Origin of the sequence: Burkholderia sp. LS-044, assembly GCF_004803625.1 — a bacterium.
GTDB classification, from domain to species: domain Bacteria; phylum Pseudomonadota; class Gammaproteobacteria; order Burkholderiales; family Burkholderiaceae; genus Burkholderia; species Burkholderia cepacia.
In genome coordinates this window covers 980,228-998,942 of record NZ_SSWO01000001.1, presented here as the reverse complement: position 1 = coordinate 998,942, position 18,715 = coordinate 980,228, and the positions used below count along the sequence as shown (strand labels likewise).

Here is an 18,715-nt window from a genome sequence, read left to right as displayed (position 1 = left end):
GGGCCGGGCGCCGTCGCGGCGCGAAAGCGTGCGGGGGGCACGTGTCGGAGACGCAGCGTAGTCGGCCAAATCCGGCCGCCATAGCCGGAGTGACAGCCGCGCCACACGGGCATCTACCGACCCGGATAAAGAAAACACCAGGGTGACGCGCGCCGGCCGCCGCGCGGCGCGCTTGCAGCGGGGCGCGCACGCATCATGCGGCACATCTATAAGCGTTATAGAGCGCATTGCGTCGACGTCCGAAATTGTCGTTCCTAGACTCGGCCCGTTTTTGATCGGCTGCGTTGGCCCTTCGCGGCGAACGCGCTTCACACCAGCCGGCGCGATACCGACAGGCGCCGGAACCTCTACGGGACGACGACGATGAACCAACCGAACGGGCGGGCCGACCGGCTTGCCGTACCGCTTGCCGCACTGCTGGCCTGCGCGGCGCTGCCCGCATTCGCGCAATCGAGCGTGACGCTCTACGGCCGCGTCGACACCGCGATCGAATACGCGAGCGCCGGGCCGAACCACGTGACGCGCATGGGCAGCGGCAACCTGTTCGCTTCGCAGTGGGGGCTGAAGGGTGTCGAGGATCTCGGCGGCGGCTACGCGACGATCTTCAAGCTGGAGGACGGCTTCAACGCGGCCAGCGGCGCGCTGTCGAACAGCAGTGCGCTGTTCGGCCGCGAAGCGTGGGTCGGCATCACGGGGCCGTTCGGCGGCGTGCAGTTCGGCGAGCTTTACACGATCCTGCACACGACGCTCGTCACTTACAGCCTGCCCGGACTCGGCGCGGGGCTCGCGTGGGGCAACGCGACGAACAACTTCGTCGGGCCCGCGTTCCTGCGCGTGCGCAACTCGATGCGCTATACGTCGCCGCGCTATGCGGGCCTCATGTTGCGCGCGATGGCCGCGCGCGGCACCAACGGCGCGGCCGGGCAGCCGGCGACGCTCGGCGATACGTACGGCGCGGGGCTCAACTACGTGCGCGGCGGCCTGTCGGTCGACATCGACTACATGCAGCAGAAGTTCAGCCCGGTGGCCGCGGTCGCGCTCGGCGACACGAGCCCGGCCGCGAACGGCAACTACACGCTCGGCGCGATTTCGTACGACTTCAATGTCGTGAAGATCGCCGCGCTGTACCTGCGCCATCGCGGCGGCCCCGACGTCGCGACCGCGATCGACAGCCAGAGCGCGTATCCGCACAGCGACATCATGGAGCTGAGCGCGACGGTGCCGATCGGGCGTGCGTCGCTGCTGCTGAGCGTCGGCCACTACCGCAAGGTCGCGGACAGCGACGGCAACGCCGATTCGTACGGCATCCGTTTCGACTATCCGCTGTCGAAGCGCACGGTGCTGTACACGGGCGCCGCGATGGTGCGCAACGGCGCGCATGCGCGCTTCGTCGTCAACGGCGCGGCGGGCGGCGGCGTCGCGGTCGCCAAGCCGGGCGCGACCGCGAGCTCGATCGTCGCGGGCATCCTCACGTCGTTCTGAGCGGCGCACGCCGCTGCCCGCTTGCGCCGTCATGCGCAGGCGGGCGGTTGCGGCGCGAGCCATGCGTCGAACGGCGCCAGCTCGCCGATGTTGAACAGTTCGAGCAGCAGCGCGCGCAACCAGCGATGGCCGGGGTCCGCGTCGAAGCGCCGGTGCCAGTACGCGTTGACGGCCCATTCGCCGGCACCGGCGATCTCGTACAGTGCGCAGGGCTGCCGCGCCGCGAACGTGATCGCGATCGTCTCCGGCAGGATCAGCGCATAGTCGCCGTCGCGCAGCAGCGCGGGCACCACCATGAAATCGGGTAGCGCTGCGCGCACGCGCGGCATCAGCCCGTGCCGCTCCAGCAGCTGCATCGATTGCGGATGCGACGTGACCGCGACGAAGCGCAATGTATCGGGCGCCGTGCCGTCGAGCACGTAATCGTCGGGGAGCGCGACGCGCTGCGCGGTGCGGCGCGGCATCAGCAGCACGCAGCGCTCGTGCAGCAGCGCGGTGCGCTGGAAGTGGCTCGACGCGTCGGCGAAATGCCCGAGCGCGAAGTCGATGCGCCCCGATTCGAGCGCGACGTTGAGCTGGCATTCGTCGACGTGCAGCGTCTCGATCACCGCGCCCGGCGCGCGGCGGTCGAACGCGGCGAGCAGCGTCGGCAGGAACGCGCTCGCGGCGAAATCGCTCATGTGCAGGCGGAACACGCGCTGCGTACTGTCGGGCGTGAAGCGCGACCCTTCGTCGAGCACGTCCTGCAGGATCGCGAGCGCCTTGTCGACCGAGATCGCCAGCCGCTGCGCGCGCGGCGTCGGCTCGACGCCGGTGCCGGTGCGCACGAACAGCGCGTCACGGAACATCAGCCGCAGCCGGCCGAGCGCATGGCTGACGGACGGCTGCGTGACGCCGAGCCGCAGCGCCGCGCGGCCGACATGCCGCTCCTCGTAGACCGCACGAAACGTCTTCAGCAGGTTGAGGTCGAGATCCTGCACGCGCAGTTCGGACAGGTCGCTGTCGTGCGGCGCGGATTCGGCGCGGGTCGGGGCCGCCGGGCGGCCGGTTGCGGCGTGCGTCATCGGGATTGCCTCGCGGTGACGGAAGGCGCATGGCCGTAACGCCGCGCATACGCCTTCGCGAAATGGCCGAAGCCATGGATGCCGTGCGCGATCAGCACGTCGGTCACGCTGCACGTGCCGCCGCGTTGCAGCGCCGCGTGCACGGCGGCGATGCGGCGCTCGCGCACGTACGCGGCCGGCGTGGTGTGCAGGAACGCGCGAAACGCGTGCTGCAGCGTGCGGGGCGCGACGCCCGCGACGGCCGCCAGCGCGGCGAGCGCGAGCGGCTCGCCGAGGTGCGCGTCGACGTGATCGCACGCGCGGCGCACATGCGCCGGCAACGGCTGCGTGCCGCGCGCGAGCGCGTCGCTGTACGAGTGCGGCAGGTGCGTGAGCAGCAGCGACATCAGCCATGCGGTGAGATCGGCGCCGAAGAGGGGCGACGCCGTGCCGATGCGCGGTTGTGCGCCGAGCTTGCACAGGTATTCGAAGGTCGGCAGCACGAGCGCGGCGCCCGTGCCGGTGCCGCCGGCCGCGAGGTCGAATTGCAACGGCCGCGTGAGCGTTGCCCGCAGCATGTGCTGCAGCTTGCGTTCGAGCGCGCCGCGTTCGAGCCGCAGCACGAGGTTGCGGCAATCGGGGCTCGTGCTCAGGCGGCTGGCGAGCGCGGGCGACGATACGGTCAGCTCGCCCGGGCCGGCGCGCGCGACGACGCTGCCGGCCTGCAGTTCGCAGGCGCCGGCGAGCGTCAGCCTGAACAGGAAGTGACCGGCATCGTCGCCGAAATCGATGCGCGTTTCGCGGCCGTAGCAGAGTTCGAGCAGCGCGCCGTGATGCAGCGGCACTTCGTACAGCTCCGCATGAAACGGATCGCGGCCGCGCGCGGCCATCCGGTGCGGCCCGAGCCGGTGCGCAACCGCGCGTTCGACTTCGTCGGGGGCGTGCAGCGTGCCGAGCCGGTTCGGCGCATGGCGGGAAAGGGCGATATCCATTCACGGACCTCCTATCGGATGCAGGGGCGCGGTTTCGTGCGTGCCGCCCCGATTGCGTTGCGCGAACGGGCGTGCCGTTGCGCGTTTTGAAGCGACGCGGCAGGGGCGGACGCGTAGTCTCGGAAGCACTCATTCACCGGGAGAAGACGATGAAGGTATGTGTTCTGGGCGGCGGCCACGGCTGCCATGCGGCGGCCATCGACCTGTTCGAGAAGGGCCACGACGTGACGTGGTGGCGGCGCGATCGCGAGCCGCACGCGCGGCTGCGCGAGCTTGGCGTGCTGAACGTGACCGACTATCGCGGCAAGCGGACGGTGCCGCTCGGCGACGCGCCCGGCGCGATCCGCCTGACCGGCGATCTCGCGGCCGCGCTGCGCGGCGCGCGGCTCGTCGTGGTGCCGCTGCCGGCCACCTCGCACGACGCGCTCGCCGCGCAGGTCGCGCCGCTGCTGGAGGACGGCCAGGTCGTGTTCCTGCCGCCCGGCACGTTCGGCAGCATCGTGTTCGCGCGTGCAGCGGCCGATGCCGGCAACCGTTCGCGGGTCGCCTTCGCCGAGACGGGCACGCTGCCGTATCTCGTGCGCAGGCACGGCGACAACGACGTCGTGATCAGCGCGTACGCGACGCGGCTGCCGACCGGCGTATTTCCGGCGAACGCGGCCGGCTGGGCGTTCGACGTGCTGCGCGCGGGTTATCCGTCGGTCGAACCGGTCGAGGACGCGTTGTCCGGCGCGTTGATGAACGCGGGCCCAGTGATCCATCCGCCGCTGATCCTGATGAACGCCGGGCCGCTCGAACACTTCGACGCATGGGACATCCACAACGAAGGCACGCAGCCGTCGATCCGCCGCGTGACGAACGCGCTCGACGCCGAACGCATCGCGGTGCGCGAAGCGCTCGGTTACCCGGCGCCGCATTTCCCGCTCGCCGATCACTACGCGACCGACGGCGACGAATGGATGTACGGGCGCGGCGCGCACGGCAAGCTGACCGATAGCGGCGACTGGCGCGAGAAGATCGATCTGCGCACGCATCGCTACATGCTCGAAGACACCCGGCTCGGGCTGTCGTTCATCGTGTCGTGCGGGCGCCGGGCCGGTGTGCCGACGCCTGTCGCGCAGGGGCTGCTGAGCATTGCGAGCGCGGTCGCGGTGCGCGACCTGTATGCGGAAGGCCGCACGCTGGAGCGGCTCGGGCTCGCCGCGCTGTCGAAGGACGCGATGCGCGCGCTGCTCGACGCGGGGTACGCGGCATGAAGGCGGGCGCCGATGTGACGCGCGTCCACGTGCTCGGCGCGGGGCGCATGGGGCAGGGGATCGCGCTCGTGTTCGCGTTCGCGGGGCTCGACGTGACGCTGGTCGACTTCAAGCCGCGCGACGCGGCCGGATGGCGCGCCTTCGAGGCACGCACGCGCGACGAGATCGAGAGGCCGCTGCACGCGCAGTTCGCGCTCGGCCGCATCGACGCCGCGCAGGCCGAAACCGTGGTCGCGCGCATCGCGCTCGTCGCCCGGGACGGTGCGGCCGATGCGGTGCGGCAGGCCGGCATCGTGTTCGAGGCGTTGCCCGAAGTGCTCGATGCGAAGGCCGACGCGCTGCGCTGGCTCGGCGTGCATGTAGGTGCGCATGCAACGATCGCGTCGACGACGTCGACGTTCGTCGTCACCGAGCTGCAGCGCCACGTCGCGCATCCGGCGCGGATGCTGAACGCGCACTGGCTGAATCCCGCGCTGCTGATGCCGCTCGTCGAGATCAGCCGCAGCGATGCGACCGATCCGGCCGTCGTCGCGTCGCTTGCCGCGTTGCTCGAACGTGTCGGCAAGAAGCCGGTGATCTGCGGGCCGGCGCCCGGTTATATCGTGCCGCGCATCCAGGCGCTCGCGATGAACGAAGCCGCGCGGATGGTCGAGGAGGGCGTCGCGAGCGCGGCGGACATCGACACGGCAATCCGCACCGGTTTCGGCCCGCGCTTCGCGGTGCTCGGGCTGCTCGAATTCATCGACTGGGGCGGCTGCGACATCCTGTACTACGCGTCGCGGTACCTGGCCGGCGAGATCGGCCCGCGCTTCGCGCCGGCCGCGAGCGTCGTGCGCAACATGGAAGCCGGGCGCGACGGCGTGCGCACGGGCGCGGGCTTCCACGACTATGCGGCGGTCGACGTGCCCGCGTACATGCGGCAGCGGCTCGGCGAATTCGCGCGGCTGCTCGATCACCTGGGGCTGGCGCCGGCGTTCGACGGCGCGCGGCGGGAGGGCGGCAACTAGGCGGCGCGCCGGGGTGGCGGGCGCGGCCGGTGGCACGCACCTGGAACGGCCGCGCCGGCCGCTGCCGTGTTCGCCGCCTGCCGGTGCGGATCGGCCCGCGTGCGCGGATCGAAGCGTCGTGGTCACGCCGTGTCGCCGCGCGTGCCGGTAGCGGGAGCGGCGGGAGCAGCGGGAGCGGCCCTCACGATCCGCGTTTCGCGCATCACGCACAGCGTCGCGACGGTGACGAGGCCGAGCGCGACGAGAAACAGCGACACGGGCCACGATGCGTGATAACGCGCGAGCAGTGCGGTGGCGATCAGCGGCGACATCCCGCCGGCGAAGATCGACGCGACTTCATGCCCGAGCGCGACGCCCGAGTAGCGCACCTCGGTGCTGAACAGCTCGCCGACGAGCGCGGGCAGCGTGCCGATCATCGCGCCGTGGCTCACCGCCGTGCCGACCGTCAGCGCGAGCCAGACGAGCGGCGTCGCGCGCGTGTCGAGCAGCCAGAAGAACGGGAATGCGCACGCGACGAGGCTCAGCGCGCCGATCAGGTACACGGGCTTGCGGCCGATCCGATCGGACAGCCGGCCCCACGCGAGCATCGCGCCCATCTCGACGATCATCGCGATCATCACGCCGGTCAGCATCACGCCGTTCGGGATGCCGACGTATTTGCCGTAGACCAGCGAGAACGCGAGAAAGATGTAGGCGCCGCCGTTCTCGGCCACGCGCAGCCCCATCGCGAGCAGGATTTCCTTCGGATGGCGGCGGATGCACTCGACGATTGGCAGATGCGTGTGCGCGCCGCGCCGGCCGGCCTGCTCGAAGTCACGGCTTTCGGGCAGATGACGGCGGATATAGATGCCGATCGCGAAGATCGCGATGCTCGCGAGGAACGGCAGCCGCCAGCCCCAGGTGCGGAACGCGTCGTCCGGCAGCGCCTGCGCGGCGAGAAACGCGGCCGACGACAGCACGAAGCCGCCGCCCACGCCGAGCTGGCTCCACGCCGCGTAGTAGCCGCGCTGTTCGGGCGGCGCGTTCTCGCTGATCATCAGCACACCGCCGCCCCATTCGCCGCCGGACGCGATGCCTTGCAGCAGGCGCAGCACGACGAGCGCCGCCGGTGCCCACAGGCCGACCTGCGCATAGGTCGGCAGCAGGCCGATCGCGAAGGTCGACGCGCCCATGATCAGCAGCGTCCACACGAGCGACGCCTTGCGCCCGTAGCGGTCGCCGACGTGGCCGAACACGATTCCGCCGAGCGGCCGCGCGACGAAGCCGAGCGCGAATGCCGCGAACGCGGCGAGGCTGCCCGCGAGCGGCGACGCGCCGGGCGGAAAGAACACGTGGCCGAACACGAGCGCCGCGGCCGTGCCGTAAACGAAGAAGTCGTACCACTCCATCGCGTTGCCGGCGACGGAGGCGATGACGATCCGGCGCAGATGCCGGTCGGCGAGCGGTCGGGCGGCGCTCGGGGATTGCACGGTGTCGGTCGGGTACATGGCGGACTCTGAAGGGGGGCGGGCGCGTGCCGTCTTTGCGGCACTGCGGGCTAGTGTTGTCGGCCCCGTGTCCCCGGTCAAATCCGCAGAAAAAGGGGAGTGTCATCACTCCCGCAAATGATGGTCATGCGGCGCGCGGCCGTGCCCGCGCGCCCGGCATGCCGTCACCGCTCGATCTGCCGGTTCCAGCGCGTGTCCCACTGCGCGCGGCGCGCGTTGATCGCGGTCCAGTCGACCACGGTCACCTTGCGCACGAGATCGTCGACATTGCCGAGGCTCTGTTGCATCGCGGCGGGCATCTTCGCGAGACGATTGGTCGGAATCTGCTTGCCGGCCTCGGCCGCCTTCGTCTGCGCGGGCGCGGACAGCAGGAACTGCGCGAGCTTCTGCGCGAGCTGCGGATCGGGATTGTTCGCGACCACGCACAGGTCGACGAGCAGCAGCACGGGGCCTTCCTTCGGGTTCGCGTAGGCGACGGGGATGCCCTTGTCCTGCAGGTCGCCGACGCCGGTCGGCGTGAGCGGGAACAGGCCGGCTTCGCCGGTCTGCACCATCTCCGAGATCTTCGCCGAGTTCGGGATGTACTCGACGACGTTCGGCCCGACCGTGCTTGCCCACTTGCTGAAGCCGGGCTCGACGTTCTGCTCGTTGCCGCCGAGCAGCCGGTTGATCGCGAGGAAGCCGTGCAGCCCGAACGTGCTGCTGGACGCCGACTGGAACACGACCTTGCCCTTGTATTTCGGATCGGCGAAATCCATCCACGACGTCGGCGGCGTCCAGCCTTTCTCGGCGAACAGCTTCTTGTTGTACGCGATGCCGGTCATCCCGAGCTGCACGCCCGCGCCGATGTCGTCCTTCATCCGCGCGAACGGATACAACTCCTTCAGCACCGGCGAATCGTCGAGCTTCTGGCACACGCCGAGGCTGACCGCGCGCGCCATCACGCCGTCGTCGAGGAACGCGACGTGGATCTGCGGCTTGTTGCGGTTCGCGAGCAGTTTCGCGAGCACGTCCGACGACGTGCCGGGCACGACGACGACCTTCACGTTGTTCGCCTTCTCGAAGTCGGGCAGCACCTGGCTCGTGTAGGCCTTCTCCATCGGGCCGCCATTCATGCCGACGTAGATCGTCTTCGTTTGCGCGAACGCGGGCGCGCCGGCACCTGCGATGCAGAGGGCGGCGGCCGCCGCGATCGTTCCGGGCAGTTTCATTTGTGGGTCTCCTCTTGACGGAAAGGGGCGGTCGGCTCGGCTTCGCGGAAGAAGCGGCCGATCGAGAATGCATCGAGCGGGGTGGCGGTTTCGCCGGTCGTGACGAGATCGGCGAGCACGTCGCCGACGCCCGGCGCGAGCAGGAAGCCGCCGCCGGAAAAGCCGAACGCATGAAGCAGGCGCGGCGTCGTGCGGCTCGCGCCGATGATCGGGTTGTGGTCGGGCGTGCAGCCTTCGACGCCGCTCCACGTGCGGATCAGCAGTGCGTCACGCAGCGCGGGCAGCAGCGCGCAGGCATCGCGCATCACCGCGCGCGTCGTATCGACCGACGGCTGGCCGAATTCGCCGTCGCCGCGGCCGCGCCCGCCGCCGATCACGCAGTTGCCGCGCGCGACTTGCCGCGCATACACGCCGCCGCCGTACACGCCGAGGTTGTGCGTGATGAACGGCGGCAGCGGTTCGGTCACCCACATGTTCGGGTAGATCGGCTCCATCGGCACGGCTTCGCCGAAGCGTTCGGCGATCGTGTTCGCCCACGCGCCGGCCGAGTTGATCAGCCACGTCGCGGTGCAGGCGCGGCCGCCTGCCTGAAAGTGAAAGCGCGTGCCGTCGTGGTGAACGTCGTCGACGGGGGTGTGCTCGAACACGTCCGCGCCCGCCGCGCGGGCCGCGCGCGCGAACGCGGGCGACACGAGGCGCGGGTTGGCGTGACCGTCGGTCTCGCACAGCGAGCCGCCGAGCGCCGCACGGCCGAGCCACGGGTAGCGGCGCCGGAACGCATCGCCGCGCATCACCTGCAGCGGCAGACCGTATTCGCCGGCGAGCGTCGCGTAGGCATCGAGCGCGTCGAGATCGGCGTCGCTGCGCGCGAGCCGCAGGTGGCCCGACACGACGAATTCGCCGTCGATGCCGATCAGTTCGGGCAGGCGATCCCAGATGCGCCGCGCACGCAGCGCGAGCGGCAGCTGCTCGGCGGGCCGGCCCTGGCAGCGCACGCCACCGTAGTTCACGCCGCTCGCCTGCGCACCGCAATCGCGCCGCTCGAACAGCCCGGTGCGCAAGCCGCGTCGCGTCAGCGCGAGTGCGGCCGACGCGCCGACGAGGCCGCCGCCGACGATCGCGACGTCGTAATGCCGGGTCTCATTCATCGCGTGCCTCGTCGGGAATCGCCGCGACATCGTCGCCCGCCAGCGCGGCCGAGATCGGGAACGGCTTCACGGGCGGTTGCGCACGCAACCGGCCGACGTCGGCGAGCGGGCGACCGGTTTCGGCGGCCAGCAAGAGCGCGGCCGCGTCGCCGCACATGCGGCCCTGGCAGCGGCCCATTCCGACGCGCGTCAGCGCCTTCAGCCGGTTCAGCTCGGTTGCCGCGCCGTCGCGGACGCAGCGGCGCAGCGTCCCTGCATCGACCTCCTCGCAACGGCACACGATCGTGTCGTCCGCGCAGCGTACGGCCTGCTCGACCGGCGGCGCGAACGCCGCTTCGAGGCCCGCCCGGAATGCGCCGACGCGCGCGAGCGTGCGTTCGAGCGTCGCCCCGTCGGGTTTGCCGGCGGGCGCGGGCGACGCGATGCCGGCGTCGTCGAGCAACGCGAGTGCCGCGCGCCGGCCCGATGCCTCGGCCGCGTCGGCGCCCGCGATGCCCGCGCCGTCGCCGGCGACGTAGAGGCCGCGCACCGACGTACGGCCGGCCGCGTCGCGCTCGGGCAGCCATGCGCGGTTGAGCGGGTCGAACCCGAACCGGCAGCCGGCGAGATCGGCCAGCTGCGTTTCGGAGCGCAGGCCGAAGCCGAGACCGAGCGCGTCGCAGTCGAGCAGGCGCGGCGGTGCGCCGTCACCGGCGGCGCGCCATGCGATTCCCGTCACGTGCGGGTCGCCGAGCACGCGCTCGAGCGTGACGCCCGTTTCGATCGCGACGCCGTGCGCGCGCAGCCAGCCGATGTAATAGAGCCCCTTCGCGAAGGTCGACGGCATGCGCAGCAGCGCGGGCGCGGCAGCGGCCTGGCGGCGCAGCGGGCTCGTGTCGAGCACGGCCGCGACCTGCGCGCCGGCCTTCGCATACTGGTAAGCGACGAGGTAAAGCAGCGGGCCCGTGCCCGCGAACACGATGCGCCGGCCGATCGCGCAGCCCTGCGCCTTCAGCGCCACTTGCGCGCCGCCGAGCGTATAGACGCCCGCGAGCGTCCAGCCCGGCACGGGCAACAGGCGGTCGGTCGCGCCGCTCGCAATGATCAGGTGCGAGTAGGGCACCGTCACTTCGCGGCCATCCTGCAGCGTGTCGACGCGGCCCGCACCGCATGACCAGGCAAGCGTATTCGGCCGGTAGTCGACATGCGGCAGCAGCGCGGCCATCGTCCGGTGCACGGCGTCGGCCTTCGCGGCCTCGAAGCCGTACAGCGTGCGCTTGCCGCGCGCGAAGGCGCCGTCGGCCGGCGGCTGCCGGTAGATCTGTCCGCCCCAGCGCGCGTTCTCGTCGATCACGACCGGGCGCAGCCCCGCGTCGACCAGCGCTTCGGCCGCACGTACGCCGGCCGGCCCCGCGCCGACGATCACCGGTTGCAGTGCGGCGGTCACGATGCGTCTCCGGTCGCGGCCGGCCGGGCGGACGTGAGAATCCGCATGCCTTCGGCGATCGGCGTCGAGCATGCGCGCACGCGCGCACCGGTTTCGGTGCGCACCCAGCAGTCCTGGCACGCGCCGATCAGGCAGAAGCCGGCGCGCGGCTGGCCGCTGAATTCGCTCACGCGCACGCGGCGCTGCGCAACGAGGATCGCGGTGAGCACGGTGTCGCCGGCGAGCGCGAGCGCGGGGCGGCCGTCCAGCGTGAACGCGACGGCGGCACGTTCGCGTTCGGCGACGCGCACGAACTGCGCGCCGTCGTCCGGGATGCCGGTGGAACGGGAAACGGAAGTCGTCATCAGTGTTGGCCGATCAGGATGCGGTTCAGGCCGTACACGCGATCGAGCAGCAGCATCGCGCCGGCGGTGATGAAGATGACGAGCGCCGACACCGACGCCATCATCGGGTCGATCGACTCGGTCGCATACATGTACATGCGCACCGGCAGCGTGACCGTCTGCGGCGACGTGACGAAGATCGACATCGTCAGTTCGTCGAAGCTGTTGATGAACGCGAGCAGCCAGCCGCCGGTGATGCCGGGCACGATCATCGGCAGCGTGATGCGGCGGAAGGTCGTCCACGGGTCCGCGCCGAGCGAGCATGCGGCTTGCTCGATGCTGCGGTCGAGGCCCGCGACGGATGCGAGCACGAGCCGCATCACGAACGGCGTGATGACGACCATGTGCGCGAGCACGAGCCATGCGAACGAGCCGGTCGCGCCGATCAGCGCGAAGAAGCGCAGCAGCGCGATGCCGAGCACGAGGCCGGGAATCACGAGCGGCGACAGCAGCAGCCCGTTCAGGAACGCGCGGCCGGGAAACGTCGCGCGGCCGATGGCGAGGCCCGCCGGCAGCGCGATCGCGAGCGACAGCGTCGCCGACGCGAACGCGAGCTTCACGCTGTTGAAAAACGCGGTGACGAAGTCGGGATAGTCGAGGATCGCGCGGAACCAGCGCAGCGACAACCCGTGTGTCGGCAGTGTCAGCGTTTCGTCGGGCGTGAACGCGACGAGCACGACGATCACGAGCGGCGCGAGCACGAACAGGATCACGAGCGTGTGGAAGGCGAGGGCAAAGGGGCCGTTCTTTCTCATCGCGATGCGCCTCCGAGGCTGCGCGCGTAGCGGCGTTCGAGCACGCGGTAGTAAGTGAGCATCACGACGAGGTTCGCGACCAGCAGCAGCACGGCGATCGTCGCGCCGAGCGGCCAGTTCAGCGAGCCGAGGAATTCGTCGTAGACGGCCGTGGCCGCGACCTTGAGCCGGCGTCCGCCGAGCAGGCCCGGAATCGCGAACGCGCTTGCCGACAGCCCGAACACCATCAGGCTGCCCGACAGCACGCCCGGCATCAGCTGCGGCAGCACGATGCGGCGCAGCGTCGTGAACGGCGATGCGCCGAGCGACAGCGCCGCATGCTCGGTCTGCGGATCGAGCCGCTGCAGCGCGGTCCACACCGGGATCACCATGAACGGCAGCATCACGTGCACCAGCGCGATCACGATCGCGAAGGTCGTGTATTCGAGCTTGTACGGCCCGAGGCCGACGAGCCCGAGCGCCTGGTTCACGAGCCCGCTCGTGTTCAGCAACATGCTCCAGCCGAACGCGCGCACGACGACCGACACCAGCAGCGGCGCGAGGATCGCGAGCAGGAACAGCGAGCGCCACGGGTCGCGCATTTTCGACAGCACGTACGCCTCCGGCGTGCCGATCGCGACGCAGATCGCGGTGGTCAGCGCGGCGATGCCGAACGTGCGCGCGAAGATCGTGTGGAAGTACGACGAGCCGAGCACTTCCGCGTAGTTGCCGAACTGGAACGCGGCGATCGGGCCGGTGGCCGGATCGAAGCGGTAGAACGTCAGCATGAATGTCATCGCGAGCGGCACGAGCACGAGCGCGGCAAACAGCGCGAACGCGGGCGCGCACATCAGCCACAGCGGCGCATGCGCGCGCCACGTCGCGCGCATCGTGTGCGCGGCGGCGGCGCGTGCCGGTGCGGCGTCAGCGGAAACCGCGACCGGGCGGGCGAGCGCGGCCGGCGCGCCGTCGGTCGGGAGCGGACGGGTAGGCTGTCCCATTCAGGCCTCCCGGCGCATCACGCGCACCGCGTCGCTGTGCCAGTCGATTCCGACCGGCGCGCCTTCCGCGAGCGGCTCCGCCCCTTCGTTCTGGCAGCACACGAGCACTTCGCCGAGCGCGCTGTCGACGCGGTACAGCCACTGGCTGCCGAGGAAGAAGCGGCTCGTGACGGTCGCGGCGAAGCGGCCCGCGTCGGGCGCGCACAGCCGCAGCTTCTCCGGGCGGATGCACACCGACACCGCATCGCCCACGCGCACGTCGCGCTCGCGCGGCGGCAGATGCGCGGTGCGGCCGGTCTCGGCGAGATCGTGACCGAGGTCGATGCGGATCGCATCGCCGTCGTGCGCGACGATCGTGCCGGGCAGCAGGTTCGCCTTGCCGATGAACTGCGACACGAATCGGTTCTCCGGGCGTTCGTACGCGCGGTACGGCGTATCGGTCTGCGTGATGCGGCCGGCTTCCATCACGACCACGCGATCGCTGATCGACAGCGCTTCCGACTGATCGTGCGTGACCATGATCGTCGTCGTGCCGATCTTGCGCTGGATCGCGCGCAGCTCGAACTGCATGTCCTCGCGCAGCTTCGCGTCGAGGTTCGACATCGGTTCGTCGAGCAGCAGCACCGGCGGCTCGATCACGACCGCGCGCGCGATCGCGACGCGCTGCCGCTGGCCGCCCGACAGCTCGCGCGGGAAGCGGTGCGCGAGCGCGTCGAGACGCACGAGCGCGAGGGCCGCGCGGATGCGTTCCGCGCGCTCCGCCTTGTCGACGCCGCGCATGTCGAGGCCGAAGCCAACGTTCTCGGCGACGCTCATGTGCGGAAACAGCGCATAGCTCTGGAACACGATGCCGAGCCCGCGCCGGTTCGGCTTCAGGTGCGTGATGTCCTGCCCGTCGAGCGCGATGCGGCCGCGCGTGACGTCGACGAAGCCCGCGATCATCTGCAGCGTGGTGGTCTTGCCGCAGCCGGACGGCCCGAGCAGCGACACGAATTCGCCTTGTTCGACCGACAGGTTGACGTCGGCGACGGCGGTGAGCTCGCCGAAGGTTTTCGTCAGATCCGTAAGCGTGAGAAACGACATGGGAAGCTCCGGGTTCGCACACCGCGTGGCCGGTGTACCGATGTGGCGGACTCTAGCCAGCCATATTTCGGCGCGTCAATTTCGAATTCTGATGAACGGGAGGAATTTCGGAAAAATTCCATTGACCGGAACGGTTGGTGAAATCGCGGGCGGATCGTTCCGTTGAATGAGGCGTGGCCGAGCCGCGAAATGCACGCGTCAATCCCGTGCACACCCGGATGCCCGTGGAATTTCGGCGGGACGACAATGGCGGCTACCGTATTCCGTTCAATGAAATCATCGAGGAGAGCCGGCATGCAGGAACCCCATTCGACCGGAACGTCGCCGGCCGCACGCGCGCCGCGCCCGGACGAGGACGCCGTCGATGCGGCCGGCGCACCGGGCACCGGCATGCTGCAGCGCGCGTTCGCGATCCTGCGCGCGCTGGCCGGCATGCAGCAGGACGGCGTGCGCGTCACGCATCTGGCAAAGGCCGTCGGCCTCACGCAGGGCACCGCGCACCGGATCCTGCAATCGCTGATCGCGGAAGGGATGGTCGAACAGGACGAGCAGTCGAAGCTGTACCGCCTGAGTGTCGATTTCTTCGCGCTCGCCGCGCAGGCCGGCAACCCGAGCAGCATGCGCACGTTGTGCCGTCCCGCGCTGCTGAGGCTGTGCGCAAGCCTCGGCGAGACCATCTTCCTGCTGGTGAAGAGCGGCTTCGACGCCGTGTGTCTCGACCTGTGCGAAGGGCCGTTTCCGATCCGTTCGTTTACCGGTGACATCGGCGGCCGCATCGCGCTCGGTGTCGGACAAGGCAGCCTTGCGATCCTCGCGTTCCTGCCGGAAGCCGAACGCGAGGAAGTGATCCGCTTCAACGTGCCGCGCATTCGCGGCTACGGCGTGCTCGACGAGGTGTACCTGCGTACCGAGATCGAACGTGTGCGGCAGCTCGGCTACGCGGGCCGCAACAGCGGCGTGCTCGACGGGATGGCCGGTGTCGCGGTGCCGATCCTCGATCGCACTGGCTATCCGGTCGGCGCGTTGAGCGTCGGCACGCTCGCGTCACGCCTCGGTGACGACCGGATGCCGATGGTCGTCGAACTGCTGCGGCGCCAGGCCGACGCGATCGGGCCACGTACCAATCCGTTCGATGCCGCGTTGCGGCGGCCGATGCACGGGCTATCAGGGAAAACCGTATAGCCGCCTCGCGCGTCGCCGTTTCGTCAGCTTGCTTACGCAAGCCATTCACGTCCGATCAAAACGTGCCGCGTCCAGCGGGCCTGCGTGCTTTCGTTTCCCTTGCGGGGTCGCGCGACCCCCGCTCATTTCCCCTCCGTCGCCTCTCATTCGATTTTCAACTGCCGGCCAGTTGAACATTTCATTTCTTGATGTGATTGCGGCTGGATACCATCCAGCGACTGTCTATACAACCCGGTCGGGATGCATGGGCAGGACCAACAAAACACAACATCGATGAGCAGGTTTGGAGAGGAGATGACGGAGATGGTGCGAATGAAGGGTGGGAAGACGGGCGCCGCGATCGCAATGCTGCTCGCCGGCGCCGCGCACGCGCAGTCGACGGTGACGCTGTACGGGATCGTCGACGCGGGCGTGACCTACACGAACAACGCGAAGGGCCATTCGCTGTGGCAGTTCACGGGCGGCAACGAATCGGGGCCGCGCTGGGGCTTGATCGGCTCCGAGGATCTCGGCGGCGGCCTGAAGGCGAACTTCCGCCTCGAGAACGGCTTCAACGTCGCGAACGGCGCGCTCGGGCAGGGCGGCCGGATGTTCGGGCGTTCGGCGTGGGTCGGCCTGAGCGGCGCGAACTGGGGCGCGGTGACGCTCGGCCGCCAGTACAACTCGACGCAGGACATCCTCGGCTCGCTGCAGATGAGCAGCTTCCTTGCGCAATACTCGACGCACCCGTTCGACAACGACGACATCAACAACACGTTCCGTCTCAACAACGCGGTGAAGTACGTGTCGCCGACGATCGCGGGCCTGCAGGCGAACCTCGTGTACGGCTTCTCGAACTCGACCGGCTTCGCGAACGACAACAGCTGGAGCGCGGGCGTCACGTACGTGAACGGGCCACTCAACGCGGGCGCCGCGTATGCGCGCGTGAACCATCCGGCGGTCAGCGCGAGCGGCGCAGTTGCTTCGGATAACTACTATCCGGCGTCGGCATCGGTGTTCGGTGCACGCCTCGGGAGCGCGATCCGCCAGCAGATCTGGGGGGCGGGCGGCAGCTACGCGATCGGGCCGGCAACGCTCGGCCTGCTGTACACGGGCTCGAACTTCGGCCAGGCGACGGGCGGCGCGCTGCGTTTCAACAACTACGAAGGCAGCCTGCGCTACATGGTCACGCCCGCGCTGATGGCGGCGGCCGGCTACACCTATACGCAGGTCGCGCGCGCCAGCGAAAGCGGCCATTACCACCAGGTATCGGCCGGCGTGCAGTACCTGCTGTCCAAGCGCACCGACGTCTACGTGAACGGCTTCTACCAGAAGGCGTCGTCGGGTGTCGGCCAGGCATGGATCGACGGCACCGACAGCGCGTCGACGACGACGTCGCAGGTGGCGGTGGTGGTCGGCATCCGCCAGAAGTTCTGATGTTCTGACGCTCACGCGCGTCTTCCGGAGGAGGCACTCATGAAACTGAAACTGTTGCTGGCGGCGTTGCCGTTCGTCGGGATGTATGCGGGCGGCTCGCTTGCCGAGGCGCGTCCGCTGCTGTTCGGGCTGCCGTTCCTGCTCGTCTGGAGCCTGGTCTGGATGGCGGCCACGGCCGCGATTCTCGCGATCCTGTTCCATCTCGACGAGCGCGATGAGCGCGACGAGCGAGACGCACGCGACGCGGCCCGCGCCGGCCGTTCGGGAGACGCGCGATGAACGCGTCGATCGTCATCATCGCGGCGTTCGCCGTGTTCGCGCTCGCCATCGGCGTGATGGCGCGCCGCGGCCGCAAGCTCACGCTCGAGCAGTGGGCGGTCGGCGGGCGCGGCTTCGGCTCGCTGCTCACGTTCCTGCTGATGGCCGGCGAGGCATTCTCGACGTTCTCGTTCCTCGGCGCGAGCGGCTGGACCTACAGCAAGGGCGTGCCCGCGTTCTACATCCTGTCGTACGGCTGCCTCGCGTTCGTGATCGGCTACTGGATGTTGCCGGCGATCTGGCGTTACGCGAAGGCGCACGGGCTCGTGTCGTTCGCCGACTACTTCGCGTCGAAGTACGACAGCCGCGCGATCGGCGTGCTGGTGTCGATCGTCGCGGTGTTCGCGATGGTGTCGCTGCTGATGATCCAGTTGCGCGGGCTCGGCGTGATCGTGTCGGAGATGTCGTACGGGCTGATTCCGCAGGCGGCCGCGATCTGGATCGCCGCGACGCTGATGGCCGTGTACATGGTCGTGTCGGGCATCCACGGCTCGGCGAGCATCGCGATCTTCAAGGATGTGCTGATCCTCGCGATCGCGATCTTCCTCGGCCTGTACCTGCCGATGCACTACTACAGCGGGCTCGGCGAGATGTTCGCGAAGATCGACGCCGCGCATCCCGAACTGTTGCGCATGCCGGAGCACGGCTTCAACCTGAGCTGGTACAACTCGACGATCCTGCTCACGTCGCTCGGCTACTACCTGTATCCGCACGGCTTCACCGCGATCTACGTCGCGAAGGACGAGCGCGCGCTGCGCCGCAACGTGATCCTGATGCCGCTGTACCAGGTGCTGATCGCGTTCCTGTTCCTCGTCGGCTTCGCGGCCGTGATGACCGTGCACGGGCTCGAAGGCGCACAGACCGATCTCGCTTTGCTGCGGCTCGTGAAGCAGACGTTCCCTGCGTGGTTCGTCGGCATCGTCGGCGGCACGGGGCTGCTCACCGCGCTGGTGCCGGGGTCGCTGATCATGCTGAACGCATCGACGACGATCGCGCGCAACATCTACCGCGAAGGCTTCGCGCCGAACGCGACCGACCGCGAGGTGGCGCGCGTCGCGCGCATCGCGCTGCCGATCTTCACGCTGGTGGTCGTCTACTTCGTGCTGCGCGGCGGCGCGACCTTCGTCACGCTCGCGATCTTCTCGTCGAGCCTGCTCACGCAGCTCGTGCCGATGCTCGCCTCGAGCTTCCTGAAGCGGCCGTTCGGCACGCGCGAAGGCGCGTTCGCGGGCATCGTCGCCGGCGCGATCGTGATCGCGATGACGAACTACTATGGCGTGACGCTCGCGTCGCTGTTCCCGGGCGCGTCGAACACGCTGACGTCGATCAACCCGGGGCTCGTCGCGCTCGCGGTGAACGCGCTGGTGTTCGTCGTGATCAGCGCGGTGCAGCGCAAGCTGAAGGCGCGGGTCGCCGCGCCGGTCGGTTCGGCGTGACGGTTTTTCGGGCATGACGCCGTCGCCGGGCCGCCGGGGTTCCACCCGGCGGCCCGGCCGCTCGGCCACTCTCGGCCACTGGATGGCAGCAAGGCCAATCGAACCACAAC

The 18,715-nt window shown here is 69.7% G+C and carries 17 protein-coding genes; 7 read left to right on the top strand and 10 right to left on the bottom strand.

The features are described 5' to 3' along the window. Positions 1–363 precede the first annotated feature (363 nt). On the top strand, positions 364–1,482 hold the full coding sequence (locus E9536_RS04550) for a porin (protein WP_136469356.1): 1,119 nt from the start codon (positions 364–366) through the stop codon (positions 1,480–1,482). Between the two features lie 29 nt (positions 1,483–1,511). On the opposite strand, the gene E9536_RS04545 is transcribed toward E9536_RS04550, so the two are convergent. Beyond that, on the bottom strand, positions 1,512–2,546 hold the full coding sequence (locus E9536_RS04545; protein WP_060359742.1) for a LysR family transcriptional regulator: 1,035 nt from the start codon (positions 2,544–2,546) through the stop codon (positions 1,512–1,514). Beyond that, entirely contained in the window at positions 2,543–3,517 is a 975-nt protein-coding gene (locus E9536_RS04540; protein ID WP_136469355.1) for an AraC family transcriptional regulator, read from the bottom strand. The genes E9536_RS04545 and E9536_RS04540 overlap by 4 nt, the downstream gene beginning before the upstream one ends. Before the next feature lie 149 nt (positions 3,518–3,666). Between E9536_RS04540 and E9536_RS04535 the strand changes: the two genes are divergently transcribed. Both E9536_RS04535 and E9536_RS04530 read left to right on the top strand, forming a co-directional pair. Further along, positions 3,667–4,773, top strand: coding sequence for an NAD/NADP-dependent octopine/nopaline dehydrogenase family protein (locus tag E9536_RS04535; protein WP_136469354.1), 1,107 nt, complete (start codon positions 3,667–3,669; stop codon positions 4,771–4,773). After that, positions 4,770–5,780 (top strand): 3-hydroxybutyryl-CoA dehydrogenase, encoded by a 1,011-nt coding sequence (locus tag E9536_RS04530; protein WP_060208258.1) that lies wholly within the window; start codon positions 4,770–4,772, stop codon positions 5,778–5,780. The genes E9536_RS04535 and E9536_RS04530 overlap by 4 nt, the downstream gene beginning before the upstream one ends. 122 nt (positions 5,781–5,902) lie before the next feature. On the opposite strand, the gene E9536_RS04525 is transcribed toward E9536_RS04530, so the two are convergent. The 8 genes from E9536_RS04525 to E9536_RS04490 form a co-directional block, all read right to left on the bottom strand. Beyond that, complete coding sequence (locus E9536_RS04525) at positions 5,903–7,267, bottom strand: MFS transporter (RefSeq protein WP_136469353.1); 1,365 nt, start codon at positions 7,265–7,267, stop codon at positions 5,903–5,905. Between the two features lie 164 nt (positions 7,268–7,431). Further along, positions 7,432–8,478 (bottom strand): ABC transporter substrate-binding protein, encoded by a 1,047-nt coding sequence (locus tag E9536_RS04520; RefSeq protein WP_136469352.1) that lies wholly within the window; start codon positions 8,476–8,478, stop codon positions 7,432–7,434. Then, positions 8,475–9,626, bottom strand: coding sequence for an FAD-binding oxidoreductase (locus E9536_RS04515; protein WP_027790845.1), 1,152 nt, complete (start codon positions 9,624–9,626; stop codon positions 8,475–8,477). Before E9536_RS04515 ends, E9536_RS04520 begins: the two co-directional genes overlap by 4 nt. Continuing rightward, positions 9,619–11,052 carry an NAD(P)/FAD-dependent oxidoreductase gene (locus tag E9536_RS04510; protein ID WP_060171308.1) on the bottom strand — a complete coding sequence of 478 codons (1,434 nt, stop codon included), beginning with the start codon at positions 11,050–11,052 and terminating at the stop codon, positions 9,619–9,621. Before E9536_RS04510 ends, E9536_RS04515 begins: the two co-directional genes overlap by 8 nt. Continuing rightward, a complete protein-coding gene (locus E9536_RS04505; protein ID WP_027790847.1) occupies positions 11,049–11,396 on the bottom strand; it encodes a (2Fe-2S)-binding protein in 348 nt (115 codons plus the stop codon). Before E9536_RS04505 ends, E9536_RS04510 begins: the two co-directional genes overlap by 4 nt. Continuing rightward, positions 11,396–12,190, bottom strand: coding sequence for an ABC transporter permease (locus E9536_RS04500; RefSeq protein ID WP_027790848.1), 795 nt, complete (start codon positions 12,188–12,190; stop codon positions 11,396–11,398). Before E9536_RS04500 ends, E9536_RS04505 begins: the two co-directional genes overlap by 1 nt. Continuing rightward, positions 12,187–13,170 carry an ABC transporter permease gene (locus E9536_RS04495; RefSeq protein ID WP_027790849.1) on the bottom strand — a complete coding sequence of 328 codons (984 nt, stop codon included), beginning with the start codon at positions 13,168–13,170 and terminating at the stop codon, positions 12,187–12,189. The genes E9536_RS04500 and E9536_RS04495 overlap by 4 nt, the downstream gene beginning before the upstream one ends. Further along, positions 13,171–14,253 carry an ABC transporter ATP-binding protein gene (locus E9536_RS04490; protein WP_060171306.1) on the bottom strand — a complete coding sequence of 361 codons (1,083 nt, stop codon included), beginning with the start codon at positions 14,251–14,253 and terminating at the stop codon, positions 13,171–13,173. A gap of 294 nt (positions 14,254–14,547) precedes the next feature. Between E9536_RS04490 and E9536_RS04480 the strand changes: the two genes are divergently transcribed. The 4 genes from E9536_RS04480 to E9536_RS04465 all read left to right on the top strand — a co-directional run bounded on the left by E9536_RS04480 (position 14,548) and on the right by E9536_RS04465 (position 18,605). Continuing rightward, entirely contained in the window at positions 14,548–15,435 is an 888-nt protein-coding gene (locus E9536_RS04480) for an IclR family transcriptional regulator (protein WP_059653728.1), read from the top strand. 303 nt (positions 15,436–15,738) lie between these two features. Beyond that, the gene (locus tag E9536_RS04475) at positions 15,739–16,851 is read left to right on the top strand and encodes a porin (protein ID WP_060359781.1); all 1,113 of its coding nucleotides are present in this window, start codon (positions 15,739–15,741) and stop codon (positions 16,849–16,851) included. A gap of 39 nt (positions 16,852–16,890) precedes the next feature. After that, the gene (locus E9536_RS04470; RefSeq protein ID WP_136469351.1) at positions 16,891–17,130 is read left to right on the top strand and encodes a DUF3311 domain-containing protein; all 240 of its coding nucleotides are present in this window, start codon (positions 16,891–16,893) and stop codon (positions 17,128–17,130) included. Then, positions 17,127–18,605 (top strand): sodium:solute symporter, encoded by a 1,479-nt coding sequence (locus tag E9536_RS04465; RefSeq protein WP_136469350.1) that lies wholly within the window; start codon positions 17,127–17,129, stop codon positions 18,603–18,605. The genes E9536_RS04470 and E9536_RS04465 overlap by 4 nt, the downstream gene beginning before the upstream one ends. Positions 18,606–18,715 lie beyond the last annotated feature (110 nt).